The 26,924-nt window shown below is 61.6% G+C and carries 25 protein-coding genes; 10 read left to right on the top strand and 15 right to left on the bottom strand.

Annotated features, from left to right (window positions below; genetic code table 11):
- Nucleotides 1-14 precede the first annotated feature (14 nt).
- Both AB5Z02_RS05605 and AB5Z02_RS05600 read left to right on the top strand, forming a co-directional pair.
- On the top strand, nt 15-326 hold the full coding sequence (locus AB5Z02_RS05605; RefSeq protein ID WP_005335963.1) for an HlyU family transcriptional regulator: 312 nt from the start codon (nt 15-17) through the stop codon (nt 324-326).
- Entirely contained in the window at nt 323-2,389 is a 2,067-nt protein-coding gene (locus tag AB5Z02_RS05600; protein WP_368215518.1) for a tRNA(Met) cytidine acetyltransferase TmcA, read from the top strand. The genes AB5Z02_RS05605 and AB5Z02_RS05600 overlap by 4 nt, the downstream gene beginning before the upstream one ends.
- Here the strand turns inward: AB5Z02_RS05600 and AB5Z02_RS05595 are convergent.
- Nucleotides 2,376-3,095, bottom strand: a complete 720-nt coding sequence (locus AB5Z02_RS05595) for an SDR family NAD(P)-dependent oxidoreductase (protein ID WP_368215516.1) — start codon at nt 3,093-3,095, stop codon at nt 2,376-2,378. The genes AB5Z02_RS05600 and AB5Z02_RS05595 overlap by 14 nt on opposite strands.
- A gap of 201 nt (nt 3,096-3,296) precedes the next feature.
- Here AB5Z02_RS05595 and AB5Z02_RS05590 point away from each other — a divergent pair, with 201 nt between their 5' ends.
- The 3 genes from AB5Z02_RS05590 to AB5Z02_RS05580 all read left to right on the top strand — a co-directional run bounded on the left by AB5Z02_RS05590 (nt 3,297) and on the right by AB5Z02_RS05580 (nt 5,600).
- Nucleotides 3,297-4,313 (top strand): chemotaxis protein, encoded by a 1,017-nt coding sequence (locus tag AB5Z02_RS05590; RefSeq protein ID WP_005335957.1) that lies wholly within the window; start codon nt 3,297-3,299, stop codon nt 4,311-4,313.
- A gap of 175 nt (nt 4,314-4,488) precedes the next feature.
- Nucleotides 4,489-4,968 (top strand): hypothetical protein, encoded by a 480-nt coding sequence (locus tag AB5Z02_RS05585; RefSeq protein ID WP_005354955.1) that lies wholly within the window; start codon nt 4,489-4,491, stop codon nt 4,966-4,968.
- Nucleotides 4,969-4,985: 17 nt separating this feature from the next.
- Nucleotides 4,986-5,600, top strand: a complete 615-nt coding sequence (locus AB5Z02_RS05580; protein ID WP_042053672.1) for a superoxide dismutase — start codon at nt 4,986-4,988, stop codon at nt 5,598-5,600.
- 83 nt (nt 5,601-5,683) lie between these two features.
- Here AB5Z02_RS05580 and AB5Z02_RS05575 read toward each other — a convergent pair whose 3' ends face one another.
- The 8 genes from AB5Z02_RS05575 to AB5Z02_RS05540 form a co-directional block, all read right to left on the bottom strand.
- Nucleotides 5,684-6,631, bottom strand: a complete 948-nt coding sequence (locus AB5Z02_RS05575) for a vancomycin high temperature exclusion protein (protein WP_368215514.1) — start codon at nt 6,629-6,631, stop codon at nt 5,684-5,686.
- A 187-nt stretch (nt 6,632-6,818) separates the two neighbouring features.
- Entirely contained in the window at nt 6,819-9,578 is a 2,760-nt protein-coding gene (locus tag AB5Z02_RS05570; protein ID WP_368215513.1) for a collagenase, read from the bottom strand.
- A 219-nt stretch (nt 9,579-9,797) separates the two neighbouring features.
- On the bottom strand, nt 9,798-11,225 hold the full coding sequence (gene menE / locus AB5Z02_RS05565) for an o-succinylbenzoate--CoA ligase (RefSeq protein ID WP_368215512.1): 1,428 nt from the start codon (nt 11,223-11,225) through the stop codon (nt 9,798-9,800).
- A complete protein-coding gene (gene menC, locus AB5Z02_RS05560; protein ID WP_368215510.1) occupies nt 11,218-12,147 on the bottom strand; it encodes an o-succinylbenzoate synthase in 930 nt (309 codons plus the stop codon). The genes menE and menC overlap by 8 nt, the downstream gene beginning before the upstream one ends.
- Nucleotides 12,147-12,995 carry a 1,4-dihydroxy-2-naphthoyl-CoA synthase gene (menB, locus tag AB5Z02_RS05555; RefSeq protein WP_197971580.1) on the bottom strand — a complete coding sequence of 283 codons (849 nt, stop codon included), beginning with the start codon at nt 12,993-12,995 and terminating at the stop codon, nt 12,147-12,149. Before menB ends, menC begins: the two co-directional genes overlap by 1 nt.
- Nucleotides 12,996-13,117: 122 nt before the next feature.
- Nucleotides 13,118-13,915: a 2-succinyl-6-hydroxy-2,4-cyclohexadiene-1-carboxylate synthase gene (menH, locus tag AB5Z02_RS05550; protein WP_231719920.1), complete on the bottom strand. Its 798-nt coding sequence runs from the start codon at nt 13,913-13,915 to the stop codon at nt 13,118-13,120.
- A complete protein-coding gene (gene menD / locus AB5Z02_RS05545) occupies nt 13,875-15,632 on the bottom strand; it encodes a 2-succinyl-5-enolpyruvyl-6-hydroxy-3-cyclohexene-1-carboxylic-acid synthase (RefSeq protein ID WP_368215508.1) in 1,758 nt (585 codons plus the stop codon). The genes menH and menD overlap by 41 nt, the downstream gene beginning before the upstream one ends.
- A 32-nt stretch (nt 15,633-15,664) precedes the next feature.
- A complete protein-coding gene (locus tag AB5Z02_RS05540) occupies nt 15,665-16,987 on the bottom strand; it encodes an isochorismate synthase MenF (protein WP_368215506.1) in 1,323 nt (440 codons plus the stop codon).
- A gap of 208 nt (nt 16,988-17,195) precedes the next feature.
- Between AB5Z02_RS05540 and AB5Z02_RS05535 the strand changes: the two genes are divergently transcribed.
- Nucleotides 17,196-18,101 carry a 1,4-dihydroxy-2-naphthoate polyprenyltransferase gene (locus AB5Z02_RS05535; RefSeq protein WP_368215504.1) on the top strand — a complete coding sequence of 302 codons (906 nt, stop codon included), beginning with the start codon at nt 17,196-17,198 and terminating at the stop codon, nt 18,099-18,101.
- Nucleotides 18,102-18,176: 75 nt separating this feature from the next.
- Here the strand turns inward: AB5Z02_RS05535 and AB5Z02_RS05530 are convergent, their stop codons facing one another.
- A complete protein-coding gene (locus AB5Z02_RS05530; RefSeq protein WP_368215502.1) occupies nt 18,177-19,571 on the bottom strand; it encodes a PepSY-associated TM helix domain-containing protein in 1,395 nt (464 codons plus the stop codon).
- Between the two features lie 268 nt (nt 19,572-19,839).
- Here AB5Z02_RS05530 and AB5Z02_RS05525 point away from each other — a divergent pair, with 268 nt between their 5' ends.
- Complete coding sequence (locus AB5Z02_RS05525; protein ID WP_058059359.1) at nt 19,840-20,247, top strand: hypothetical protein; 408 nt, start codon at nt 19,840-19,842, stop codon at nt 20,245-20,247.
- A gap of 27 nt (nt 20,248-20,274) precedes the next feature.
- On the opposite strand, the gene AB5Z02_RS05520 is transcribed toward AB5Z02_RS05525, so the two are convergent.
- Together AB5Z02_RS05520 and dbpA are read right to left on the bottom strand one after the other, a co-directional pair.
- Complete coding sequence (locus AB5Z02_RS05520) at nt 20,275-20,565, bottom strand: YkgJ family cysteine cluster protein (RefSeq protein WP_058059358.1); 291 nt, start codon at nt 20,563-20,565, stop codon at nt 20,275-20,277.
- A gap of 89 nt (nt 20,566-20,654) precedes the next feature.
- Nucleotides 20,655-22,034 carry an ATP-dependent RNA helicase DbpA gene (gene dbpA / locus AB5Z02_RS05515; RefSeq protein ID WP_058059357.1) on the bottom strand — a complete coding sequence of 460 codons (1,380 nt, stop codon included), beginning with the start codon at nt 22,032-22,034 and terminating at the stop codon, nt 20,655-20,657.
- Nucleotides 22,035-22,576: 542 nt separating this feature from the next.
- Here dbpA and AB5Z02_RS05510 point away from each other — a divergent pair.
- Entirely contained in the window at nt 22,577-23,782 is a 1,206-nt protein-coding gene (locus AB5Z02_RS05510) for a NupC/NupG family nucleoside CNT transporter (RefSeq protein WP_005363118.1), read from the top strand.
- Between the two features lie 64 nt (nt 23,783-23,846).
- Here the strand turns inward: AB5Z02_RS05510 and AB5Z02_RS05505 are convergent, their stop codons facing one another.
- Nucleotides 23,847-24,347 (bottom strand): metal-dependent hydrolase, encoded by a 501-nt coding sequence (locus AB5Z02_RS05505; RefSeq protein ID WP_031227918.1) that lies wholly within the window; start codon nt 24,345-24,347, stop codon nt 23,847-23,849.
- 125 nt (nt 24,348-24,472) lie between these two features.
- Complete coding sequence (locus AB5Z02_RS05500) at nt 24,473-24,922, bottom strand: YaiI/YqxD family protein (protein ID WP_005335916.1); 450 nt, start codon at nt 24,920-24,922, stop codon at nt 24,473-24,475.
- Nucleotides 24,923-25,061: 139 nt separating this feature from the next.
- Between AB5Z02_RS05500 and zntB the strand changes: the two genes are divergently transcribed.
- A complete protein-coding gene (gene zntB, locus AB5Z02_RS05495; RefSeq protein ID WP_005341467.1) occupies nt 25,062-26,027 on the top strand; it encodes a zinc transporter ZntB in 966 nt (321 codons plus the stop codon).
- A gap of 13 nt (nt 26,028-26,040) precedes the next feature.
- On the top strand, nt 26,041-26,553 hold the full coding sequence (locus AB5Z02_RS05490) for a mechanosensitive ion channel domain-containing protein (RefSeq protein WP_005354921.1): 513 nt from the start codon (nt 26,041-26,043) through the stop codon (nt 26,551-26,553).
- Nucleotides 26,554-26,613: 60 nt separating this feature from the next.
- On the opposite strand, the gene AB5Z02_RS05485 is transcribed toward AB5Z02_RS05490, so the two are convergent.
- Complete coding sequence (locus AB5Z02_RS05485; RefSeq protein WP_005354919.1) at nt 26,614-26,862, bottom strand: hypothetical protein; 249 nt, start codon at nt 26,860-26,862, stop codon at nt 26,614-26,616.
- Between the last annotated feature and the right edge of the window lie 62 nt (nt 26,863-26,924).

Here is a 26,924-nt window from a genome sequence, read left to right as displayed (position 1 = left end):
CAGAGGAGATCACCATGCTCAAGAAACTGTTCAGCGCCCTGTTCGGGGGCGAGCCGACCAAGGCGCCGGAAGTCACTCCCACCGAATATGCCGGCTATCTCATCTATCCGGAACCCATGGCCGAAGGTGGCCAGTACCGACTGGCAGGGCGGATCACCAAGGAGCTGGACGGCGTGTTGCAAACTCACCGTTTCATCCGCTCCGATCTGTTTGTCAATCCGGCCGATGCCGAGCGTTTCATGGTGCAGAAGGCTCACACCTTTATCGATCAGATGGGAGATCGCATGTTCGAGCCCCGCAAACCGGCTGACAGCCAAGCTTCATGACACAGCAAGAGGTCACCCTGCTGCGCGAGGCGCTGGCCCGCGCCGGTGAGCGGCGCATGATCTGGCTGGAGGGGGAGGAGTCCGAGTGCATTGCCCGCGCCCAATCCCTGCTCGGCGAGACCGTCTTCTGGCTGGGTGCCGGGCCCGAGAGTTATGCCCCGCAACCCGCCGCCAAGGCGCTGCAGCGGCTCGGTCAGGAGTGCGACACGCTGGTGTTCAACGCCTTCAGCGGCTTTCATCCCGACGCCTTCGGGGCGCTGGCGGGCACTCTATGCGCCGGTGGCTTGCTGTTGCTGCTGACGCCGCCCAGAGTAGAGTGGCCTTCATGGCCGGATCCTGACCGGATCCGGCTGGTGGCCCAGCCGGAGGAGGCGGGCCGGGCCGGCCACGGCTTTATCGCCCGGCTGGTACGGTTGCTGGAAGGTGATCCTGCCCTCTCTCTGGATCCGCCGGTTTGCTCGCAGCCGTGGCAACCGATTGGGCCGGAGCGCAGGCTGAGCAGCGATCAGACACGGGCACTGCCCGCTATACACAAGGTGTTGCACGGCCATCGTCGTCGGCCGCTGGTGCTGAGCGCCGACCGCGGTCGTGGCAAGAGTGCGCTGCTGGGGCTGGCTGCCGCCGAGCTGCTGCGCCAGCAACCCGCGCTGAACATAGTGGTGACGGCCCCCTCGCAGGCAACGGTAGCGACCCTGTTTGCCCACGCAGCTCGCGGGCTAGATACCACGCCTGAACAGCTGACCGGACTGAGCTACTGCTCGCCGGATCGGCTGGTGCACGAGGCGATGAATCCCGATCTGCTGCTGGTGGATGAAGCGGCTGCCATTCCGACCCCGCTGCTTGAGGCTATGCTGGCCCGCCACAGCCGCATTGTGTTTGCCACCACCGAGCACGGTTACGAAGGGACGGGGCGCGGTTTTCACCTGCGTTTCAAGCGGGTGCTCGATAGCCAGACCCCGGAGTGGCAGGAGATCCACCTCTCTGAGCCCATTCGCTGGAGTAAGCGCGATCCGCTGGAGCCGCTGATTTTCCGCCTGCTCGGCCTCAATGCCGAAGTGGCAACTCCCTTGCCGCCGACCAGCCCGAGCTGGCGTCTGGTCAGTCAGGAGGCGCTGGCGAGCGACGAGGAGCTGCTCAACCAGCTGTTCGGCCTGCTGGTGCTGGCTCACTACCAGACTACGCCGAGCGATCTCAGATCCCTGCTGGAGAGCCCGGATCTCGACATCCATCTGCTGGAGCAGGATGAGAGCCTGCTGGGTGTGGCGCTGGTGGCGCGGGAAGGGGAGATAGAGCCCGAACTGGCCGAGGAGATCTGGGCCGGTCGCCGCCGTCCGCGCGGCCATCTGCTGCCCCAGTCGCTGCTGGCCCACGCTGGTTTTAAAACGGCGGGGGGGCGCAGCTACGCCCGGGTGATGCGTATCGCCATCCACCCCGAGCTGCACCGGCACGGACTGGGTTCGCTGCTGCTTGGCAAGCTTGAGGAGCACTATCGTCAGATTGGCATCGACTACCTCGGCTCGGCCTTTTCGGCCAGCGCCGACCTGCTCCCTTTCTGGCGCAAGGCTGGATTGACGGTACTGCGCATCGGCCTGCAGCGGGATGCCGCCAGCGGCTGCCACGCAGCCCTGCTGCTAAAGGCGCTGAAACCCGAACATGAGCCCGAGTTGGATCAGTGGCAGCAGCGTTTCATTCGCCAGTTGCCGACCTTGCTGGCGGGTGAACTGAAAGGATTGGATCCCGAGTTGGTATGGCAATGTTTGCAAGGCAGCACCGTCACCGCGGCTGAGCTTGGCGAGTTCGAGCGTGATGAGGTTGAGTGCTTTGCCCTGCATCACAAGCCGTTTGAACTGAGCCAGTCGAGCCTGCAGTTGTGGCTGGCGCGCAATCTGGATGTGCTGGCTTCGCTGACTCCTGACGAGCGTTATCTGCTGATCGCCACCATCTGGCAATATGCTGACTGGGGAAGACTGGCTGCGAGGTTGCAACTGGCGGGCAAGCCCGCCGTGATCAAGAGGTTGCGGGCGCTGCTGGCGCGTCTCTTGAGTTCCTCTACCACTCGATAGGTTTACCCTGCCAGTCGAGAAAGCTCAGCTCGCCATCCGGTTGCAGCCGGTTCATCAGGTTAATCAGATGGTCGGCTACCAGCTCGGGACTCTGCATATTTCCTGGCGGTACATTGGCGTGAAACGGGCGGGAGAGTTGGGTATCCACTGTGCCGGGATGGAAGGCCAGCAATTTGATGCCTGGGGCCCGCCGGGCCAGCTCGATGGCGGCACACCTGAGCAGCATGTTGAGGGCGGCCTTGGATGCACGATAGCCATACCAGCCGCCCGCTCGGTTGTCGCCAATGCTGCCGACACGAGCGCTGAGAACGGCCAGAGTGCAAGGCTCGCGGCCAAACAGCGGTAACAACTGGCTGATCCAGCGCAGTGGCAGCAAGGCATTGGTCTGGTAGAGGCGGGTCATGGCATCGAGATTGATTGCTTCGAGTCGCTTCTCTGGCTGGATCTCCCCCTGATGCAGGATGCCATTGCAGATCACCACCCGATGCGGTCTTGGTGCTAACTCCGCGATGCGGGCCACCACTTCAGTCATCTGCTCATCGCTGTAATCACAACATAGCCAGTGCAGACCCGGCGATGAGAGGCCCGCAGGTGCGTGCTGACGACTGATGGCAATCACTGGCCCGACACCCGCCGCCAACCAGTGTGTCACCAGAGCCGCCCCGATACCGCCAGAAGCGCCAATCACGACGATACCTTCACTCATCTCAGGCTCCTTGTGAGTTCATGATGGATTTCACCATCCGCCAATGCTGTCCTGATTGGCAGATACGCTCCCGCCAGTCTGCGGGATCAAGCGGTTAACGCTGCAATCTTGCCGAGATCCGAGCCGCTGGGTGAATTCCATTCCTATACTGAGGGAAAACCGCAGCGGTCTGCTGCCCGCGCAACCAGAATGAGAGTCACCATGATGTCCAAAGATGGGGAAGAGCGTAAATCTATCCTGACCGAAAGTGGCACCAACGAGCTTGAGATCATCGAGTTTCACCTCAAGAAGCAGCTACCGGACGGTCGTGAAAAAACCGCTTATTACGGGATAAACGTCGCCAAGGTGCGCGAGGTGATCCGGGTGCCGGAGACCACAGATTACCCCAATGCCCAGCGTCATATGGTGGGGGTATTCTCCCTGCGGGATCGGCTCATCCCGCTGGTGGATCTGGCGGGCTGGCTCGGCATCAAAACCAACCCTGACCCCAGCCACAAGGTGGTGATCGTCACCGACTTCAACAAGATGGCCAACGGCTTTTTGATCGATAGCGTCAGCAGGATCCACCGGGTCTCCTGGGAGGATGTGGAATCCCCCAGCCAGTTTCTGGAGGCGGGGGAGAACGACTGCGTGGTGGCCGTGGTCAGGCGCGATGGCAACCTCATCATGATCCTCGATTTCGAGAAGATCATCGCCGATATCAACCCCGAGCTCAGCATGGAGAAGTACGACGTCACCCAGGATCGCAAGGTGCTCATCGACGATCGCATGATGGCGCTACGCCAGGGTAAGACCATTCTGGTGGTGGACGACTCGGCCTTTATCCGCAAGATGATCGAGACCACCCTGCGCACAGCTGGCTACAACGTGATCACGGCCAAGGACGGGGGAGAGGGGCTGGAGATGATGACGGATTTCGATCGTCTGGCCCAGGAGGAGAGAATGCCGGTGACCGGCTTCGTCAATGCGGTGATCACCGATGTGGAGATGCCGCGCATGGATGGCATGCACCTGCTCAAGCGGCTGCGGGACACCCCCTCCTACAAGGAGATGCCCATCGTGATGTTCTCCTCCCTGATGAGCGATGATAACCGCCAGAAAGCACTGCAACTGGGGGCCAACGATACCATCACCAAGCCCGAGATAGGGCGCATGGTGGGGATGATGGATCATATGCTGCTGGGGATTGCCCCGCCTTCGCCCGCCAACAACATCTGACCTGCCATTAACTTCCAATTGGTCGGTCGAATTCACTGACCGGTTACCTCAAGCGGCCACTCCTTGCCAAGGAGTGGCCGCGCTGTTTTGGCTGTTTACTGCGATCCCGACACCCCTTGTCTCCCGGATATGATTCATGTAATGATAATTATTATCATTCGTTGGTGTGAAGCATATGACAGCAACCTGGGTGAAGGGGTGGGTCGAGTCGACCGAAGGTGGCAGCAGCATGAGTCACTGGAAACAGCAGACCCGAGAGGGCAACCGGCTGTTTGACTGCGGCGAGTATCATCAGGCGTTGGCCCATTATCAGCAGGCGCTCTGGCTGGCTCGTCAGCAATTGGTGCAGTGGCACGACGCCGATGAGGCGGTGGCTGCGCTGGTTGTGGCTCACCACAATCTGGCTGATCTGCTGGTGGCCATGACTCTGCCCGATCGCGCCGCCGACCTGCTCTGCTATGTGCACGACTGCCTGCTGGCGACCTGTCATTCCCCCGCTTGCTCCTCTCGCCTGCGAGAAGCCGCGTTGCGCCATACCCGTACAACCCGTGCCGAGTTGCTGACGTTCGTACAGCGCCACGGCAGCCACGCCGGGATCATGCGTTCGCTCGGTCACTGCCTGTGTCAGAGTGAGCCCTCATCCCGGCTCCATTAATCCGAACAGAGGTCATCATGAGCCATACCCTGCCAGCCCTGAACTATGCCTACGACGCACTGGAACCCCATATCGATGCCTTGACCATGGAGATCCACCATAGCCGTCATCACCAGACCTATATCAACAACCTCAACGCCGCACTGGAAGGAGCGCCCGAGCTGGCCGCACTGCCGGTTGAGGAGTTGCTGCGCCGCTTCGATACCCTGCCTGCCACCTTGCAGGGGGCGGTACGCAACCATGGCGGCGGCCATGCCAATCACTCCCTGTTCTGGCTGGTGATGAGCCCGCAGGGGGGCGGTGAGCCGGGTGGTGAGCTGGCGCTGGCCATCGAGCGGGAATTGGGGGGATTCGATGCCTTCAAGCAGGCCTTCACTCAGGCGGCCCTGAGCCGCTTTGGTAGCGGCTGGGCCTGGCTGGTGGTGGACAAGGCGGGCAGATTGCAGGTGGAGAGCAGTGCCAATCAGGATAGTCCCCTGATGCATGGCCATACCCCGATCCTGGGGCTGGATGTGTGGGAGCACGCCTACTATCTCAAGTACCAGAACAAGCGTCCTGACTATATCGCTGCCTTCTATCAGGTGGTGGATTGGGCCGAAGTGGCCCGCCGCTATCAGGCGGCGCGAGGCTGACCTGTCGCTGGGTATGGGTGTGCAGGCTCACCGCCACAACCCGCGCTGTAATACCAAGACCCGCCAGTTGGCGGGTCGTCTGTTTATGGTGTGGCTGTGCTGGCGCTGGCGGTTGAAGAGGACACCGGCAACGTGGGCAAGGCCGCGCTGGGCATCTCGGCGGCGGTTTCTGCCGCGGATTTGGCGGGAGTGACCGGCTCAGTCGTTGCCGCTGCGGATAAAGCAGGAGTGACTTGTTCAGTCGTGGCCGAGGCAGACGAAGTTGCTGACTCGGTGGCAACCGCGGCAGAGACTGCCGCTGGCTTGGCCTCATCCACCGCCGGTTTGGGTTGTTTGAGGCAGGGTTGCAGACTGCCGATGGTACTTAGTGATTGGCAAGGCACAGGCAGACCGATGGGCACAGGAGCGCCGAGGAACTTGGGCCCCTTGTCCAGTACATAGAGGTCGAGCAACCCCATCAGGCGGGCAAAGACTTCCCTCACCCGGGTGCGGATCCCCTGATAGGCGCTGGGATCCTCGGCATTGAAGCCGACCGCATCGATACCGAAATGGCGGGCGATGAAAATGGCCCGCTCGTTATGAAAGCCCTGGGAGACCACGGTAAAGCGCTCCTGGCCGAACACCTCCTTGGCGCGAACCACAGAGTCGAGGGTGCGGAATCCGGCAAAATCCATATAGATGGCGGAGGCGGGGATACCCGCCTTGATCAGGGCGCGGCGCATCTGGCGCGGCTCGTTGTACTGCACGGTGGCGTTGTCACCGGAGACGATGATGAAGTCCACCTTGGCATTGTTGTAGAGCTCGGCCGCCGCCTTGATACGGTATTTGAAGTAGTGGTTGGGGCCGCCACCGGAGAGATATTTGGAGGTACCCAGCACCACCGCAACCCGGTTGTAGGGCACCTTGTCCACCTGATCGTAGGTGTAGTGACGGGCATCCGAGACGATCCACTCGCTGTAGCCCAGCAGCATGGCAATCAGGGCCAGCAGCAAAACGAGGCAGGCGAGGAGGATCTTGGCAAACTTCTTCATGCGCGGTGCGGTCAGGGTCTGAAGTTGGGAGTGGCTATCGGCATTCTATTACAACTCGGCCGCCGGCGTCAGGCTTGATAACGGGCGGGTACCTCATTCGGGCAGAGGTTGTCGCAGCAGAGGCTGGGAGAGCGGGAGGATAAAGCGAGGGGCTGCGGCGGCAGCCCCTCTGTTGGGTGAAGGTCTATCAGTGGGCGGAGTCGTTACCCTTGCAGGCGTCTGACTCCTTGTTGGCTTGCCACCAGGGCAGCAGATCCCGGGCGAGCCACGCCTGATAGGCGTCGCTGTCGTTGGCGATCAGCCGGTCCAGCTCCCCTTCGAAGTCGCTCATCGCCTGCTGCCGATCCGGATTGCGCAGCGCCTGTGCCAGCGCCAACCAGCTGGCGCCGCGACCGGTATCGTTGAGGAAGCGGTGCACGGTATAGGACCAGGAGTAGACCATCTCGCCACCCTGGTCGTAGTCAAGGTGGAGGATCGCCGCCAGTGTCGGACGCTGGTTGGCGGGGCGGTTTGCCACGTTATCCAGACCACGGGCAAAGCACTGGCCGTGGGCGATGTACTCTGCAATCCCCTCTGCCCACCAGGTGGTGCGGTTGAGCGGATAGTGTCCGAAGCTGCCGTACTGGTTGAAGCGACCATCCAGATAGTGAACGTACTCGTGGCGCAGGTTCCACACCTGGAAGGCGGGGCGTTTCCACTCCGCCTCATAGGCGAAGAAGCGGGCCTGATTGCCGGGCCGAGCCGGATCCCCCTCGATATAGATGCCGCCATTGTCGGTGGAGACACCAAACAGCGCGCTGCCGTAGCGGCCCCAGTCGGCGGAGGAGTTGAAGATCACCAGCTCCAGCGCCTCGTTGTGATCATCGGCCACCGGTTGCCAGCCTGTCTCCATCTGCTGGTGGAAGCGCTGCTCTTCCTCACCCAGCTCGCGGCAGATCCCTTCGGCCTGAGCCTGGGTCAGATCCTGGGCGCGCAGACGCAGGGTGGGTGAGCAGGTGTGCTCGAACGGCAGAATATCTTCCATGCGGATCGGTGTGCAGAGCCCGGCGAACTCACCGCTGACACAGGCTTCGCTGGTGCGATCCGTGTAGGTGAGGTAGTAGCTGGAGAGGGTCAGGGAGACCTCTTCCAGCATGGCAGCCGGATGCTGGCCGCCCGGGATCAGCCCTTGCTGGCGCATGATGGCGATGACATCGCGATCCAGCTGTTGGCGGTAGGCGATCGCCTTATCCGGGCTGGTGTGATGGAGGTAGCGCATCATCTGGTAGAGACGGCTATGGGCATCGAGGATATTGTTGAAGATAAACAGATCCCGTGAGCCATCGCGCTGTTTCCAGAGGGCCAGCTCGCTCAGGCCCAGTTGCAGCAGGCTCTGGCGCAATGCCGCCTCCTGTTGCAGCACAGCTGCGCTGAAGTCAGCCTGCTGACCGTAAGAGGCGCTCTGATCGACCAGATTGAGCAGCTCGAACAGGCCATCGGCCCAGGGTTTGTGGCCATTGATCTGCGCCGCATGTTGCACCGCATAGCCGAGCGCCTGGTTGAGCTGGGCCAGCATGGGAGCAGCACTCTGGCGGAAGGCGGCTTGGCCAAGTTGTCCTTGTGCCGCCACGCTCCAGGCTTCCAGCACTGTGCCAGCCTGATCCTGCGGTTCAGCTCCCAGCAGCAATGGGTGGTTGAGCAGATCAATCATCACCCCGGCCAGTGCCCGAGCGACCTGATCACTCTCTTTGCCAACGCCGCCGTGGTAGTTGTGGGCGCGCACATAGTAGAGCAGCTTGTCCATTGCCGGATGGGTCGGTTGGTTGGCCGCCAGCAGGGCACGCATGCCGCGCACCACCGCCATCAGCTTGGCGTCATCGTGGCCGTAATCCGCCTGCCAGGCAGGACTGTTCTGGCCGCTCACGTCGGCCACCAGTTTGGCGGCATCGCTGTCGAGCAGCTCCACATCGGGCTGCTCGGGCTCGGAGCAGAGACTACCGTTGGCGCGGCGGCACTCCAGCTGCTCCTCCTTGCTGGCCAGCACGATGGGGCGATTGAGCACCCGACTCTCCTGCCACTCTTTGCTCTCTGGCAGGGGCTGCCACTCGCCGCCGGCGACCGGGTATTGGTAGCCGCTATCTTGCAACGTTACCTGAACCTCGCTGCCAGCGGGGATCACCTGACGACAGATGCGATAGCGGATGGTGTTGCTCCCCTCCTTGCGCTCCTGCGGCTCATCACACTCCTGCTGAGGCGTGAGCTGATCCAGCTGCCACTGATAACGGCGCCAGACATGGATCTCGCTGACCTGAGCGGCTGCCTGACTGCCTGCCACCGGTTGCAGACGGAAGAAGATCTGCTCCAACCGGCCATCCCGCTCACTCGGGGTCTCTTCAAGTACCTGCAACTGCTGCCAATCCTGCGGCTGATAGTGCCACTCCGACTCGGCGCAGCGGCCCTGCGCGTTGAGTTCGCAACGATCCAGTTCCCTTTCGCTCTGACCCAGGATGATGGCTTGCGGCAGCGGCAGGCGATCCTGCCGTTGGGCGGTCGGCGTGCCCGCCAGCTGCTCCCAGCGACCCTGCTTGAGGCCATAACCAAAGTCATAACTGCTGGCCGGGATCAGCTTGCCCGCCGGAATCCGATCTTCACAGCGCACGAAGCGGATCTGCCAGCCCGCATCTACCTTGAGCTGCTGCTCGCCACACTGCTGTTCGGCCAGTGCGGCGAGATCGCTACTCTGCCAGTCGAAGCGACGGTAGACCCTGAGCTGCTGGTAAGGAGCATTGCTGCTGCGCGCCTTGAGCTCGTAGGTGATCTCGGTGATGCGCGCGGCCAGTTGCCGGCTCGATTCGCCAGTCAGCTGATACTGTCGCCAGTCATTGGGGGAGTAGTTGGCTTGCGCCGAGGATGTAGCCAAAAGCAGGGGGCCTGCCAGCAGCATCCACCCGGTACCTGAACGGTTCATTTTTATCCCTTTGTTCTTGTTTGTGTATTGTCTTGCGAGTAATCGCAAGGCAATTTAACCAGTTCCAAAGGGATATCAATTGCCAATTAAAAATCAGATAAATCAATAAGATGGTGACTTTTTGAGTCTGATCGAGATATCGTGGGTTGGCGCCGCAGTAAGGACTCACATGTTTCTTTTTTTGTTTTCAAAGAAGATCGGTAAATTGTGAGTCCGATCTCATTCAGCTTGTTGTGACAAGGTGGTCAGCTGTCGGGCAATCTTGCCCAGTCGTTGGCGGGAGGGTTTGAGATTGCCGCCAAGATCGGGCCAGGAGAGCCAGTGGTCGGGCACCATAAAGCCGGGCAGGGTGCTGCGGATCCAGGCAGCCAGTTCGGAGTCGGGAACCGGCTCGCCGTGCCAGTCGATAAAGGCGGCGGGGCGTTGCCCCCACTCGTCGCTCGGCACCGGAACCACCAGCGCCTGGGCGATGGCGGGATGATCTACCAGTCGCTGCTCTATGGTTTCGGGCTGGATGTTTTCGCCACCCGAGATAAAGAGGTTATCGAGCCGCCCCTCTACCAGCAGTTCCCCTGCCGCAGTGAACCTCCCCTTGTCGCGGGTATGAAACCAGCCTTCGTTATCGAGCGGCAGTTCCAGCTCGCCATCTCGGTAGTAACCGGTAAACAGGGTGGCGCCGCGCACGCAGATCTCCTGCTCCCTGATGCACACCTCCCGTCCCGGTAGCGGTTTGCCAACTACACCAGCATCGCCGGGGATAGCGGTGCAGACCTGACTGCCCATCTCGGAGAGACCATAGCTCACCTTGGGTTCGAGCCCCATGGCGCAGAGGCGGCTCACCAGCGGTTGCGGGATGGCGGCGCCACCGAGCAGCAGCTCGCGCAGGCGGGTACGGGTGGGGTCAAAGCCCTCTGCCAGCAGGCGCCAGAGCTGGGTTGGCACCAACGAGAGGTGAGTGATGGGCTGGCACTCCAGCCGCTCCTTGAGGGAGCGTTCACGTTGATCCAGCACCAACGTGGCACCCGCCAGAAAGACCCGAAACAGGATGGCGTAGCCGCCCACATGGAACAGCGGCAGGGAGAGCAGCCAGCCACAGGCCTCATCGAGGGGTATGAGGGTGGCAGAGCCGCGTGCCGAGGCCAGGTGGTTGCAGAGCCGGTGCACCACCGCTTTCGGCGTGCCGCTGGAGCCGGAGGTGAGGATCATGTTATTGAGCTGGGTCGATTCCAGCGGCCACGCTTCCTCGCTTGCTGGCAGTTCGCGCGCGAAGTCGAGGCACAAGGGCTGCCAGTTGCCTGCCGGGATCTCCCCTGCTGACCAGAAGGCATCAGCATCGAGTTGTAACGCCAGCTCGCGCTGCTTTTCGAGAGGAAAGGCGGGGTTGAGCGGGCAGAACACCACGCCGCTGCGCACGCAGGCCCACGCCAGCAGCACATCTTCCAGCGCACCACGCACCACCGCTGTCAGATGATCGCCACGATGCACTCCGGCTTGTTCCAGCTGTTGGCACAGGCTGTTGAGGCGGGCATCGAGTTGGCGGTAACTGAGAGGCGAGGCGGTGTGGATGGCAATGCGGTTCGGGGCTGAGATTGCCCGGTGGCGTACCGGGCAAGGTGTCTGTGCGGGTGAACGGGAGGGGTCAATCATGGTAATACAGTTGCTCCAGTCGACTCAGATCCGGTTTGCCATCTTCCCCCAGCAGATTGCCCGCCATCCAGCGGCGGGTATCCAGCCCCGGAGCCTGTTCGGGAGCCCATTCGCCCGCCAGATGAAAGAGCTGGTTCAGGCCCAGATCCGATTCGAAGCAGGAGGAGATGATCACCTTGAGCCGCAGTTCGCGGGCGCGGGCGATCAGCGCTTCGCAGTTGGCGAGTGAACCGAGCAGGGTAGGCTTGAGCACCAGCGCGCGCAGTTGCGGGATCGGCTCCCACGGCTTGCCCTGCGCCAGCAGCTCGTCCAGCGCCACCGGCATGCCGGTGCGGTTGGCGACAAAGGCGATGTCGGCAAAGTCGGCGCAGGGGTCTTCCAGATACTCGATGCGATTCGGGTCGAGGTGGCCGCAGAAGGTCCACGCCTCCTCGCGGGTCCAGCCCTGGTTGGCATCCAGCACCAGCTTGAGGGAGGGAAGGCGGTCGCACAGCAGGCGGATCAGCGCCAGCTCGTCACGCATCGGGTAGCGCGCCACCTTCAGCTTGGCCTTGCCGGGCGTGCGGTGCAGCCACTCTTTCCAGTTGCGCAGCAGCTCCTGGGGGGAGCCTTGAATGAGGGGATAGGGCTCCGGCAGCGGGTTGCGCTGCTCGGGCCATGTCCGGCGCGCGCAGTCGAGGCCAAATTGCACCGACGGCAGCACGGGGTTCGGGGTGTCGCCGGCGGCCAGTGCTGCCAGCGTGGCGAGGGCTTCTGCCTCTGCCTGTTGCAGGCTCTCTTTCGAGAAGCCGGGCAGGGGGGCAATTTCCCCCCAGCCGTCGTTGATGCGCACCAACAGCCCCTCTCGCGCCACCTCCACCTTGCCGTGAAAGGTCAGTGGCTGGGTAAAAGGCAGTTGATAGCGATACAGGGCTAGTGTCATCAGGGGTTCCGCTTGTATTTGGAGAAGTCGGGGCGACGCTTTTCGTTGAAGGCGTTGCGGCCTTCCTGACCCTCTTCGGTCATGTAGAACAGCATGGTGGCATTGCCCGCCAGCTCCTGCAAGCCCGCCTGACCATCACAGTCAGCGTTGAGGGCGGCTTTCAGGCAGCGCAGCGCCATAGGGCTGTTTTGCAGCATTTCGCGGCACCAACGCACGGTTTCACGCTCCAGTTCGGCCAATGGTACGACGGTGTTGACCAGACCCATGTCGAGGGCTTGCTGGGCATCGTACATGCGGCAGAGGAACCAGATTTCGCGGGCCTTCTTCTGGCCGACGATACGAGCCATGTAGGAAGCACCCCAACCGCCGTCGAAGGAGCCCACTTTCGGGCCGGTCTGGCCAAACTGGGCGTTGTCGGCGGCGATGGTCAGGTCACACATCATGTGCAGCACGTGGCCGCCACCGACCGCGTAACCGGCCACCATGGCAACCACAGGTTTCGGACAGGTGCGGATGTCGCGCTGGAAGTCGAGCACGTTGAGGTGGTGAGTCCCCTCGTCATCGCGATATCCACCGTAGTCGCCACGGATCTTCTGGTCGCCACCAGCGCAGAAGGCTTTCTCGCCAAAACCGGTCAGGATGATGGTGCCGATCTGATCGTCATAACGGGCATCGGCCAGCGCCTGCAGCATCTCTTTGACGGTGCGGGGGCGGAAGGCGTTGCGCACCTGGGGACGGTTGATGGTGATCTTGGCAATGCCATCGTTGGACTTGTGATAGAGGATGTCCTCGTAACCGGCGGAGCAATCCTGCCACTCAACCGGAGCGTACAGTTCCGCTTCCGTCATTGCTTCAATCATGGTTTTTTCCTTCTGATCTGGGAGAGTGCAGTTGAGCACCGAGTTGAACACAGAGTTGAGCAATCCCGGCATGTTGAACTGGTGCATACAGTTCAGCTTCCGTCATTGCTTCAATCATGACTCGTCTCTTCTTGTTGGTTGACCCACTCCGCGAGGAGTCGGGCAAAGTTATCAGGCTGATGGGCGTGCAGATTATGGCCGCCATCCAGCACCAAGTGGTTGATTCTGCGATTTTGGTTCGCCAGCTGGCAAGCCAGCTGATGGAATTTGTGATCCCGCTTGCCACTCACATAAGTAACCGGCAGCTGGCTCGCCATGAGCCAGGGGGCGAGATCCGGCTGCTTGCCTAGCGAGGTGGCGCGCAGCATGGTGGCGATGCCCTGACCGTCGTTGCCAAGGCGGCGGGCGATCTGGCTGGCCCGGGCCGCATCGTCAAGATCGGCAAACACCCCTTGCCGGTACCAGTCTGCCAGCACGTCAGCCAGCGGCTCCTGCTCAAAGCGCCGCGCCCACCGTTCATCGTGCTGGATGCGGGCGGCCCGTTCACTGGCCGGTAGTCCCAGGTGGCAGTTCTCCAGCAGCAGCCCCCGCAGCCCGGCGGGCTCGCGGCTGGCGTGATAGAGGGCCAGTCGCCCACCCAGCGAGTAACCCGCCAGCAGATAGCGTTCAATGTTGCGGCTGGCCAGCTCGGCGACCAGCCACTGGTGGCTCTGCTCAAAGTCGCTGACGCTGAGAGCTCGATGCTGACCATGACCCGGCAGATCGAGGGCGATGCAGCGGATGGCGGGCAGCCGGTCGATCACCGGTTGCCAGTCGCCGCTATCCCCCAGCAGGCCGTGCAGCAGCACCAGCGGCACATGGGCATTTTTATTTGCCACGGATGGCGGCCCCCAGCGCCTTGAGATCATCGGCCACCTGCTCGTTCGGTACCCGGATCTCGATCAAGGTAACGCCATGTTTGAGGGCGGCGCGGTAATCGTGCTCGAACTCGGGCAGGGTGGTTGGCGCCCGATAGGCGAGGCCAAACATGGCGGCGGCATGTTCAAAGCCGAGACCGTGGGGCAGTCGGTAGTAGCTCTCCAGCAGCTCCCCTTCGGTGGGCACCGGCAACATACGGAAGATGCTGCCGCCATCGTTGTTGAGCAGGATCACCACCAGCGGTCGGCTCGCCTTGCTGAGCAGGGCGAGGCTGTTGAGATCGTGCAGGGCGCTGAGATCCCCAAGCAGCAGGGTGGTGGGCTCATCACTGTCCTGCTCGATTGATTGGGCAAACCCGTAGGCGGTGGCGATCAGGCCATCGATGCCGGAGGCGCCACGGTTGGTCATCACCCGGCTCGGTCCCTTGCCCGTTTCGCCGAGCATATCCATCAGTCGGGCTGGCATGCTGTTGCCGACAAACAGTTGGCCTTCGATCAGGCGGTTGAGGCGATGGCAGACCCCAAGCTCGGAGAAGTACTCGCAGGCGGCGGCGATCTGCTGGCTGGCGTTGTGTTGCAGCTCGGCCAATGTGTGCCAAGGGGCCCGGGTGGTGACCGGATGGGCCGCAGCAAAGGCGCTGGCGCTGCACAGCAGCCGGTTGCGCAGCCGGTAGTCGGGATCGAGCCGCGCCGGTTGCGGATCCACCAGCCAGTAATCCTGCCATGAATGGTGTTTGATGAACTGGCCAAGCCGCTTGGAGACAAGCCGCGCGCCAAATTGCAGCAGCACCTCGGCGCGGCCGAGCTCGGCGACGAATTCAGGGTCGTTGAGCGCCAGATCTATGTGGATGAGGTTGCGACTATCGAAGCGGATCTGGCTCTGCAGATCCGCCAGCAGCGGCCAGCCGAGTTGCTCCGCCAGCGCGGCGGCGGCCTGTGCCTGCTTCGGGTCGGTAATGCGGCCAGCTACAACGATACCGCGCTGTTGGCGAAAGGTTTCCCACTCCGCCTGAGGTGGGCAGCTCGGCTCGTTTTGCTGCCACGGGCTCCATGGCTTGCGCGAGCAGAGCCAGTCACCGAGAGGGGCCAGATAGTCGGAGAAATCCTGATAGTGCTCGCCCGGGTAGAGGGGCTCGGGGTACATGCAGTTGAAGTGCACCACCCCGGGGGTGAGCGCCTGTTTGGCCAAGGCTTGGTCCACCGAACTCAGTACAAACGCCGCCGGAATGGTCGGGGTGGGGCTCGGCAGGTTCTGCTGATAGACGGGGTAGCGGCCGAAGATCCCTTGCTGGTCGATCGCCTGATTGGCGCCGTTGTCGATAAGTTCGTGAGGACGATCGGCGGAGAGAATAATCAGCGGCACGCCGGTGAGCTGGGCCTCTGCCACGGCGGGCCAGAGGTTGGCTACCGCGGTGCCCGAGGTCATGATCACCGCCACCGGCCGGTTGCTCCCCTTGGCTAGCCCCAGCGCCATAAAGCCGAGGCCGCGCTCGTCAAAGTGCAAGTGACGACGAAAGCCCTGATGGGCCGCGGCGGCCATGGTCAGCGGCGCAGAGCGGGAGCCGGGGGCCAGCGCGATGTCGCGCACCCCGAGGCGAAAGAGCTCCTCCAGCAAGAGGGAGGACCAGACGTGGTTGAAGGTGGCGTGCTGGCTCGAAAACGGGGGGCAAGCAAACTCTTCGCTGGCAGGCTCTTTACGGGTGGGCATAGGGGCTCTCGTAGCGTGAAAAGGGTGAATGACTATCCCAGCAGGGAGAGCACATTGGCGATCTTGTTGTCGAGTTCGGCCCACTCTGCGGCAGGCTCGGAACCGGCGACAATGCCGGCACCGGCAAACAGGGTGACGCTTCCCGGCTGAATGCGGGCGCTGCGAATGGCGACCGAGAACTCGGACGTCTCCCTGCTCAGCATGCCGCAGGCACCGGCGTACCAGCCCCGATTATAGGGTTCGAACTCGCGGATAAAGGCGAGCGCTGCCTCGCGCGGGGCGCCGCCCACCGCCGGAGTCGGGTGGAGGGCGTCGAGCAACTGCCAGTCGCAGACCCCGGGCTTGAGCTCGGCTTCGATATCGCACTTGAGGTGTTGCAGCAGCCGCAGTTTGAGAATGCGCGGCTCGGTCAGGGTGGCATCGTGGGTCAGTGGCGCCAGACGGCTGAGTATGTCGGCGTGTACCAGCCGGTTCTCCAGCCGGTTCTTGCTGTCGGCCAGCAGCTCGGCGGCAAGTTGGGCATCGACCTCTTCATCGCCGGAGCGGCGAATGGTGCCCGCCAGCGCCTCGGTAAAGAGGTGGCGATCTTCCCGGCGGTAGAGCCGCTCGGGAGAGCAGGCGATAAAGGCCTGTTCGGGGGAGAATTGAAAACCGAAGTGGAAGCAGTCCTGGGCGTGGCGGGCCCACTGGTCGAGCATGGCCCAGGGATTGATGTCTGCATCATGGTTCGGACTGGTCAGCATACTCTCCCGCGACAGCACCACCTTGGGAGTGTGGGCCTGAAAATCGGGGGCAGTGACGCGCTCTACCAGCGTTTGCCACTGGGCGGGGCCGGGGCAATCCTGTCGCTGCCAGGACTGCTTTTGCAGGGCGGGCAGCGGGTCTTCCGGGCGCAGGGCATCGAGGGCGGCTTCGGCCGCCTGCAGTTCGGCCTCGAGATTGTTTTCATCCAGCCAGAGGTTGAGGCAGAGGCTGACGCATTCGCCACGGCGCACCAGCTCGATGCGGGGCAGCACGAAACGGCAGGGGCCAAACCCTTGCCAGCCGGACTGGGCCGGATCGAACGCCAGTCCACCATAGTAGCGAGGGCTGTCGTCATGATGCTGGTTGGCTGTGTTAGTGCACACCTGCTTGATGGCGTGCGGTTCGGTCAGTTCATGGATGGCGCCTAGCGCGACATACTCGGGACGAGCCTCTCCACGGGCCTGCCAGTAGATGCGGGGATAGAGGGTTTGCGCCGCGAGCCAGCCCAGAAAGGAGCGGATTTCGATCGCCACTCGCAACCGTACGAAGCCGCTGACGTTGCTGTGACGCAGGGCGTCCAGTTGTTGCTTGATATGGGTCTGAGCCAACATGGATTCTTGTCTGAGCCGGGTAGTAACGAGCGATCCGGTAGCTGGATGCCGTAGGTTTATGCCAAAGGGCGATGATTTCCTATATATTATCTGCCCATTCGTCCATGTAAATCGCCCGCGGGAGCTTCACTCTCCGGGGCCAAGTATACCCAAATCCGGTTCGATAACCCTTAACACGATCAATATCCGATTGTTTGGCCATCACAAAATGACAAATACCTTCTCTGTTTGGTTGCTGGCGGCGCGTTTGCGAACATTGCCGCTCGCCTGCTCTTCCATCCTGCTGGGCTCGGGGCTGGCAGCCAGTCGTGGTGCCTTCGATGGCACCATCATGGCGCTCTCCCTGCTGACCGCCATCTTGCTGCAGATCCTCTCCAATCTGGCCAACGATTACGGCGATGCGGTTTCCGGCGCCGACAACGGCGAGCGGATCGGCCCGCAGCGGGCAGTGGTCTCCGGTCTTATCACCAAAAAGCAGATGTGCGTGGCGATGGGGCTGACCGCGCTGGCGGCGGTGGCCAGTGGCCTGCTGCTGCTGGGCTGTGCCTTCGGCGGCCAGTGGCTGCAGATTTTGGCATTTGTGGTGCTGGGTGGTGCTGCCATTGTCGCGGCGGTGACCTACACCGTCGGCAAGACTCCTTACGGCTATCGCGGGTTTGGCGATATCTCTGTGTTCCTCTTCTTCGGCCTGCTCGGGGTGCTCGGCTCCTACTACCTCTTCACCAAGAGTCTGGAGTGGGATCTGCTATTGCCTGCCACCGCCTGTGGCCTGCTGGCCACCGCCGTGCTCAATATCAACAATGTGCGCGACATCGAGACCGATGCCGCCAGCGGCAAGATCACTCTGGCGGTGCGCCTTGGCCGCAACCGCGCCATCGCTTATCACTGGGTACTGTTGGGGGCGGCGTTGCTGGCAACCATCGCCTTTATCCTGATCCAGCCCGCCAGTTTCTGGCCGTGGATCTTCCTACCCGCCATGAAGACTCTCAGCGATGCGGCCAAGACCCTTCGCGAAAGCTACGATGGCGAGGTGCTGACCGGTGCCCTCAAGAAGACCGCCATCAGCGCCTTTCTGTTCAGCCTGCTGCTCTCCATCGGGTTGGCGCTCTCCTGACAGCTGGTCGCAGCGCGCCAAGGTGAACAATACAAAGGGCTCCCGAGATGGGAGCCCTTTTTGGTTTTGGCCGGTTTAGCTGGCTCGAGCCACTTTGAGCGTGCGGCGGGAGAATAGCAGAGTATCCAGCAGCCAGATGGCGACCATGGAGGCGCCCACCAGCGGGAAGGCGATCCCCAGCAGGATCAGCAGGGCGATGGCACCGCGCATCGGCGGGAGTTTGGCAGGCAGCGGCGGCGCGGCGAGACGGCCCTGCGGACGGCGGCACCACCAGATCCAGAGGCCGCTCACGGCGCTGGCCAGCACCATCAGGCAGATAAGCAGCATGGCGAGCTGATGGGGCCAGCCGTAGAGCTTGCCCATGTGCAGCATGACGCCACTCTCTACCGTCTTGGCGACCGGGCCGTAATCCTGCCAGCGCACATCGGCCAGCACCTTGCCGCTGTATTGATCGATATGCAGGGTGGCGTCGTTGCGCGGATCGTCGGCAAACAGGGCGATGGTGTAGACGCCAGTGGCGCCGACCGGCGGGGTGATGCTGTAACCCGGTTGGACTCCCCGCTCATGGGCGATCTCGACCACCTGTTGCAGCGGGATCCGCTGGCTGGCCATCACCACTCCCTCGTGCTCGCCGTGGTTCATGGCGCCGTGATCGTGCGCTTCATCGATCGGCTGCGAGCTGGGCATGGGGGTATTCTCCACCGCCCAGGGGACGGTCTGCTCGTGAGCCTGATTGAGGGTGCGGGCCAGTGGCGCCGATTTGGGCACCTCGTTCCACATGGCGGCCGGGAAGCGGTTCCAGACCGCGGCAAACTGATCGCCCCAGAAACCGGTCCAGGTCATGCCACTCAAGAGCAGCAGCAGCAGGAAACCAGCGCCCCAGAAGCCGACCACGGCGTGCAGATCCCGCCACCAGAGGCGGCCACGCAGGCTCACTCTGGGCCAGAGGATGCCGCCCACCCCGGGCCCCTTGCGTGGCCACCAGAGGTAGAGACCGCTCAGCAGCAGCACTATCCCCCAGCCGGCAGCCAGCTCGATCAGCCGATCCCCCGTGGTACCGAGCAGCAGGTCTGCGTGCAGGGAGCGAGCCACCGCTTGCAGATTCCACTTGTTATCCATGGTGCCAAGCAGGGCGCCGCTGACGGGATCCATAAACAGAGTCAGCTCGCGATCCCCCTGATTGACGATGAACTGGGCGCTGGCATCCGGGCTGGCTGGCGGCAGGTATTTACGCAGGCTGGCATCGGGCATGGTCATCATCGCCTTGGCCAGCAGCTGGTCGGCACTCAGGGTCTGGCTGGCGGGGGTGACCTTCATCAGCTCTGGGTACATCAGGTTGTCGAGCTGGGGTTTGAACAGATAGACGATCCCGGTCAGTGACAGCAGGATCAGGAAAGGGGCGACAAAGAGACCGGCGTAGAAGTGCCAGCGCCAGATCCGTTGGTAATGACTCGAGTCCCTGTTTTTCATTGCACATCCTTGTTGAGGTGCCAAACCTTTCGGCAGGTGGAATGTTTGTGGCGGCGCGGATAATAGCAGTAACGTTTCGTTAACTGCAATCGCACATCTTGATATCGATTCCGTGCGGGATGTGGGTAACATGAGGTGCCGACGGTTTGCTGGATAGGATGAGCACGCTTTGGGAAAAGCCTGTTTGCTGCTGGACTTTTCCTTATAAATTATTACCTTGTGGTAACAATTTGCAGGCGATGGTGGTGGTAACGGAATGGGAGCAGTCATGCAGCCACATGGGCAATTTGACATGGAGCGCAGGGGCCAGATGCTGATCTGCCGCCCGAGTGGCCCCTTCAATCTGGCTGGTGCCATGGCCTATGAGGCGCACTTTCGTCACGAACTAGCCGGATTGATGGATGGCCCCTGGGGGATTGTCGAGGTCGCGACCGAGTTTGAAGCGGCCGGGCCCGAGGTGCTGGCCCGTTTTCGTCGCCAGTTTGGCTGGTGTGCCGAGAGTGGCTGTCAGTTTCTGGCGGTGGTTTTCGTAGGGGGCTTCAAGCGCTATCTGGCGGATAACATCTTCAAGGGATTACCCTTTCGGGCGGTACGTTACTTCGAGCAGGAGGCAGCGGCCATCCAGTGGCTGGGGGAGCAGCTCAACATCGCTCCCTGTGAACCTGCGAGCGCTTGACCACCCCGCTCACCGCGTGGACGGGTTTTACTCCAGCTTGATAAACCACTTGTCCCGCTCGTCAACGCAGTCGGGTTCACCCATTTCGAATTCACGGCAGATCAGCGGTCGCACCTCGTAGATACGGCACATCATGGTGTTGCGGTCGAGGGCGGCGCACCAGCCATCGTCGAGCCGGCGCATGACCGGTATCTCGCCTTCCCGTTCCAGTACATAACGGTCCGGCACGCCGGTATCGGTAAAGAGCATCACTTCGAGGCGGCAGCAGCAGGCTTCGCAGTTCTGGCAGCTCACATCGGTTTGGATTGCTTGGGTCATGGTGCCTGTCTTGCCGCATGGCGGCATCGGAGATATGAAACAGGCGCCTGTCAGGCGCCTGTGGTCTGGCTAACGGCTTGCAAAAAACCTTAGCCCAGTTTGCGGGCGCGGTAGCTGCGACCCTTTATCTTGCCTTCCTGCAACCGCTTGAGGGCGGCGCTCGCCACGCTGCGCTTCACGGCGACGTAGGAGTACTGCTCGGAGATCTGGATCTTGCCCACATCGGCGCCGGCAATGCCGCCTTCACCGGTCAGGGCGCCCAGAATGTCACCGGCCCGCACCTTGGTCTTGCGGCCTGCATCGATGGAGAGGGTCACCATCTGCGGGGCGATCGGCTTGATGTCGCGGCCGATGCTGTCGAGATCACCCTGCGGCATCGGAGCCTGCTGGTACTCTTCGATAAAGTTGACGCGCTGGGCTTCGTTCGGCTGATAGAGGCTCAGGGCCAGACCCTGCTGGCCGGCACGACCGGTACGGCCGATGCGGTGCACGTGCACTTCCGGATCGTAGGTCAGCTCGTAGTTGATGACGGCGCCCAGCTCCTTGATGTCGAGGCCGCGGGCCGCCACATCGGTGGCCACCAGAATGGTGGCGCTGCCGTTGGCAAAGCGCACCAGCACCTGATCCCGCTCGCGCTGTTCCAGATCGCCATTCAGCGCCAGCGCCGAGAAGCCCTTGGCGGCCAGATGGTCGGCCACGTCGTTACAGGCGCGCTTGGTGTTGCAGAACACCACGCAGGAGCTTGGCTGGTAGTGACTCAGCAGCCAGGTGAGGGCGTCGAGGCGCTGACCGGCCGGCACTTCATAGAGCTTCTGTTCGATGGCGCTCCCCTCGTGCAGGGACTCCACGCTCACCTCGACCGGATTGCGCTGCACGCCGCGGCTCATCTGGGCGATCCCTTCCGGATAGGTGGCGGAGAAGAGCAGGGTCTGACGCTGCTGGGGGGCATAGCTGATGACCCGGTTGATATCTTCGCCAAAGCCCATGTCCAGCATGCGATCCGCTTCATCCAGCACCAGCGTCTTGAGGCCGGAGAGCTCCAGCGTGCCTTGCTCCAGATGTTTGAGAATGCGACCCGGGGTGCCGACGGCGATGTGGGCACCAAAGCTCAGGGTGGCGGACTGCGGTGCGGTCGGGGTGCCGCCGCACAGGGTCACCAGCTTGACGTTGGGCAGGGCGCGCGCCAGACGACGGATCTCCTGAGCCACCTGATCCGCCAGTTCGCGGGTCGGGCAGAGCACCAGCGCCTGCACTTCAAGGCGGTTTACGTTGAGCTTGGCCAGCAGGCCGAGGCCGAAGGCGGCGGTCTTGCCGCTGCCGGTTTTTGCCTTGGCGATCAGGTCTTTGCCATCGAGCACCAGGGGCAGGCTCTGGGCCTGGATCGGGGTCATCTGCAGGTAACCCAGGCTGGTGAGGTTCTCTTGCAGGGCGGGGGAGAGATTGAGGCTGCTAAATTCGCTGTTGTTCACAAAAGGACTCTATTTCGGAGAAAACGGGGATGCGCGAGCGCTAAGGCCGCGCATCATACCAGAATGTGGCACCGGATGTGGCGGATTTTTGAACGGCTGGCCACGAGGGGCCATGAAAGGTTCATTTGTTGCCAAACCAATCGCGGGCGAGCACTGACAATGTAATAAGGACTATTTTTCAAACACTCATCTAATTATTTATCATGGATAAACGTTTTCTATTTTCAGTATTTTAATATAATGGTTGGAAAATATTCTGCGAGTAGTTACTGCGCCACAAGGAATGTTGCGAAAATGCTGATTAAATATTTTCAAAGAATATGAAAACGGCGCCGCCACTACTCAACATTATGTTTTAAAAGGATTTATGTTATCTGTGTTGCGCGATTAATATTAGTTCATTGCACAATTAATTTAAAAACGTTTGTATTATCCTGCCTCCATAATATTGCGCGGGATTGTGATGGCTATCTGATTTTTAAATGTGCAAATGTCTATGATGGCGCCGGTCAAAAATTACAATTTACTCAGGTGCTACAGGTATGGAATACGTTCACTTTGTGCTCGGACTGGTGATGGTCCTCGCTCTCTCTCTGCTGGCTAACCGCCACAACTGGAAACAGATTAAACTGCGTTATATCGGCCAACTGCTGGTAGTCGAACTGGCGCTGGCCTGGTTCATGCTGAACTCCGAAGTGGGTCTGGCGGTGGTGGGTGGCTTCGCGGCCGGCTTCACCAAGTTGATGGAGTTTGCCAAACAGGGTACCGACTTCGTGTTCGGTGGTCTGGTCAACGAAGGAGCCTTCTCCTTCTTCCTGATGGTGCTGATGCCCATCGTCTTCATCTCCGTGCTGATCGGTATTCTGCAGTACATCCGCCTGCTGCCGCTGGTGATCCGCGGTATCGGTACCGTGCTGGCCAAGATCAACGGCATGGGCAAGCTGGAGTCTTTCAACGCCATCAGCTCGATGATCGTCGGCCAGTCCGAGAACTTCATCGCCCTCAAGAACATCCTGCCGCACCTGAACGAGAAGCAGATGTACACCCTGGCGGCGACGGCCATGTCGACCGTCTCCATGTCCATCGTCGGTGCCTACATGCAGCTGATCGAGCCGCGCTACGTGGTTGCCGCGCTGGTGCTCAACATGTTCAGTACCTTCGTCGTGCTCTCGCTGATCAACCCCTACGAGCCGGATAACTCCGTGACCGACATCAAGGCCATTGCCGAAGGTGACGAGCACCACACCCCGAAGAAAGAGAACTTCTTCGAGATGCTGGGTGAGTACATCATGGCCGGTTTCACCGTTGCCGTGATCGTGGGTGCCATGCTGGTGGGCTTTATCGCCCTGATCGCCCTGATCAACTACCTGTTCGAGATGGCATTTGGCGTGAACTTCCAGTTCGTCATGGGCTACCTCTTCTACCCGATCGCCTGGATCCTGGGTATCCCGAGTGGTGAAGCGCTGCAAGCGGGCTCCATCATGGCGACCAAGCTGGTGACCAACGAGTTCGTGGCGATGATGGATCTGGGCAAGGTGGCTGCCGAGCTCTCTCCGCGCACCGTCGGCATCCTCTCCATCTTCATGGTCTCTTTCGCCAACTTCAGCTCCATCGGCATCATCGCCGGTGCGGTAAAAGCGCTGAACGAAGAGAAGGGCAACATGGTTTCCCGCTTCGGCCTGAAGCTGGTCTACGGTTCTACCCTGGTCAGCCTGCTCTCTGCCGTTATCGCAGGCATCATGATCTGATCCTCTGGCGGCACCCGCCACGGTTTGAGCCCCTGACCTCGTCAGGGGCTCTTTTGTTTCTGGCTCACAGCCGCCAGCCGCACCACCAGCCGGCGACCAGCAGGGTGAGGGTGCAAAAGCCGGTTTCGATGGCACCGCCGCTGCGCAGCGGCCAGCCCGGCAGGCGGTAACGGCGCTTGATGGGCCAGAAGAGCGGAATGCCCGCCGGGGTGAGCCAGTCCCCCAGCAGATGGCTGAGGTAGCCGACGATCAGGGCATCCTTGACCCCCATGGGCAGAGTGCCCGGCGGCAGACTCTGGTTCAGCCCCCAGACAGCGGCGGCGACTGCCAGCAGACTGTGGGTGAAGCCGCGATGGCCGAACAGCCGCGACAGAGGTTTCGAGATCCACGGCAGGCGCTGCCCCAGCACCGATTTGGGGTGGTCGAGGTCGGGCAACAGGGCGCTGGCCAGCGCGGCAGGGATGGTCTGCCACAGGCTGGCATCGGCCAGCGCCGGAGTGAGCTGCAGTTTGTGGGCGATCAGGGTGCAGGTAACGGAGAAGAGCAGGTGCCCTTGGGCGGTCATGATGATTACGGCGTGGACAAGATGGCGGCGCATCTTACCAGCCTGACGGTTGTGGTCAGCTCTTATTTTAAAAATCAGGATGTTACGGCGAAAAAGCGCCCATATTGGGCGCCTTTAGGGTCTCTTTACAGCTTGCCTTTGACCAGCCACTTGTCGAGGGCATTGGCAAAACGCTGTTTGTCAGCGGCATTGAAGGGGGCCGGGCCGCCGGTCTGCACGCCGGCTGAACGCAGCTCTTCCATAAAGTTGCGCATGCCGAGCCGCGCCTTGATGGTCTCGCGGGTGTAGATCTCGCCGCGGGGATTGAGTGCCTCGCCGCCAGCATCGATCACCCAGGAGGCGAGGGGAATATCGCCGGTGATCACCAGATCGCCGGGCTGAACCTGCTGGGCGATGACATGGTCTGCCACATCGAATCCCTTTTCCACCTGCTGGGTTTTGATGAAGGGCGAGGGGGGCACCCGCAATCCCTGATTGGCCACCAGGGTGGTGACGACCTGGGCGCGGTGGGCGGCGCGGTAGAGGATCTCCTTGACCGGAATGGGGCAGGCATCGGCATCAACCCAGATGGGCATGGCATGTTTTCCTGTAGTGAAAGCGGATAAAAAACGAGAGCGGCCATGTTAACACAGGCCTCCCTTCCCGGCGCGGGGCTGAGTCGGCCCAACCTTTGGTGTAAGCTGGGGCCAGCACATGAAACGAGAAGGAGACGAGATGGATCGGGTGCCCGGTGAAGTGATTTATGCCCTGACCCTGGATGGCAAGGGTGGCATGGCGCCGCTGACGGCGGGAAGTGAAGTCCCGGCGGCGCATCCCGGCTGGCTGCATCTGGATTACGGCAATCCCGATTCGGCGCGCTGGCTGTTGCAGACCCCCTTGCTCAGCGAGGCGGCCAGGGAGTCGCTGCTCGGCCAGAGCAATCGTCCCAAGCTGGTGCGGATGGGGGAGACGGTGCTGCTGATCCTGCGCGGCATCAACCACAACAAGGATCACAGGCCCGAAGAGATGGTGGCGCTGCGCATCTTCATCACCCCGGATCTCATCATCAGCAGCCGTCGTCGTCCGCTGCTCTCCGAGCAGGATGTCTTCAACCAGCTCAAACTGGGTGGTGGCGCCGATACCCCGGCCGACTGGCTGGTGGAGATCTGCGATGCCCTGACCGATCGGGCGGGGGAGTTTGTCGAGGAGCTGCACGACAAGATCCTCGATCTGGAGGAGATGGTGCTGATGCGCGACATGCCCGCCAATGGCCGACTGGCGCTGATCCGCAAGCAGCTCATTATGATCCGCCGCTACCTCTCGCCGCAGCGGGATCTGGTGGCGCGCCTTGCCAACGAGAAGATCAGCTGGCTGGATGAGGATGACCGCCGTCGCCTGCTCGATATCGCCGATCGGCTGCGGCGCTGGCTCGATGACCTCGATGCGGGAGTGGCACGCACCGCCGTGCTGGCGGACGAGATCAACAATCTGATGGCGGAGGCGACCAACCGCCGCGCCTACCAGATGTCGGTGATGGCGCTGCTCTTTTTACCTGCCAGCTTCCTGACCGGTCTGTTTGGCATCAACCTCGGTGGTATCCCCGGGGCCGAGAATCCGACCGCCTTCTGGGTCTTCTGTGGTTCGCTGGTGGCGCTGGCCAGCGGGCTGGCTATCTGGCTCAAGCATCGGCGCTGGTGGTAAGGAGGCATAACCCATGTGGCAATCAATTGGCCTGACCCTGCTGCTGTTGCTGGGTCATACCCTGATCCGGCGGCTGATTCACAAGAGCCTGCTGGCGCTCGGTCAGAGCAGGCAGGTGAGCGAGAACCGGGTGCTCTACGTGGCCCATGTGTTCCACTTCCTGCTCGGCTGCGCCACCTTGCTGGTACTGGCCGGGGTGTGGGGGCTCGACTTCTCCCGACTGGTGGTGCTCGCCTCCTCCTTCTTTGCGGTATTGGGGGTCGCCATGGTCGCCCAGTGGTCGATCCTCTCCAACATCACCGCCAGCATCACCATCTTCTTCGCCTTCCCCTACAAGATTGGCGACCGGATCCGCATCCTCGACAAAGATGATTCGGTCACCGGCGTCATCACCGAGATTGGCTTGTTCTACGTGCGGGTGCGTGATGACAACGGCGATCTGGTCACCTATCCGGCCAACCTGATCCTGCAAAAGCCGGTCAGGAAGCTGGAGGGCAAGGTGGCGGAACCGCTGCAACCGGAATAGAAAGCAACCGGAATAACAAAAGGCTCCCTCGGGAGCCTTTTTACTGTGCGGTGGTTGGCGCTAGCGTTCGAAGAAGCGGTAGAGGTGCTCCACCTGAACCGGGCAGTCGGCCACCTGATGCAGATGTTCGCGGGCCTGCTCGACGGTGCCGAAACTGACCGGGCAGCCGAGGGTGTCGGTCAGCTCGTAGAGGGCGCCATCCTTGCCTCTGAATTCGATGATCCAGCCGGGAATGGCCACGTCGTGGAGTATTTCGGCCTCTTGCAGGATCTGTTGCTGATAGAGCTTACGAAGTTCACTGACTGTCATGATGCTCTCCTGTGGGGAATATCCAGCTTCAGTCTATGCCTGCCCTTTATGTGCGGCAACAG

The sequence above is a fragment of the Aeromonas sp. R2-3 genome (assembly GCF_040908375.1).
GTDB lineage: Bacteria > Pseudomonadota > Gammaproteobacteria > Enterobacterales > Aeromonadaceae > Aeromonas > Aeromonas veronii.
The sequence above is the reverse complement of the archived record's forward strand: the minus strand, read 5'-3'. Positions and strand labels throughout refer to the sequence as shown.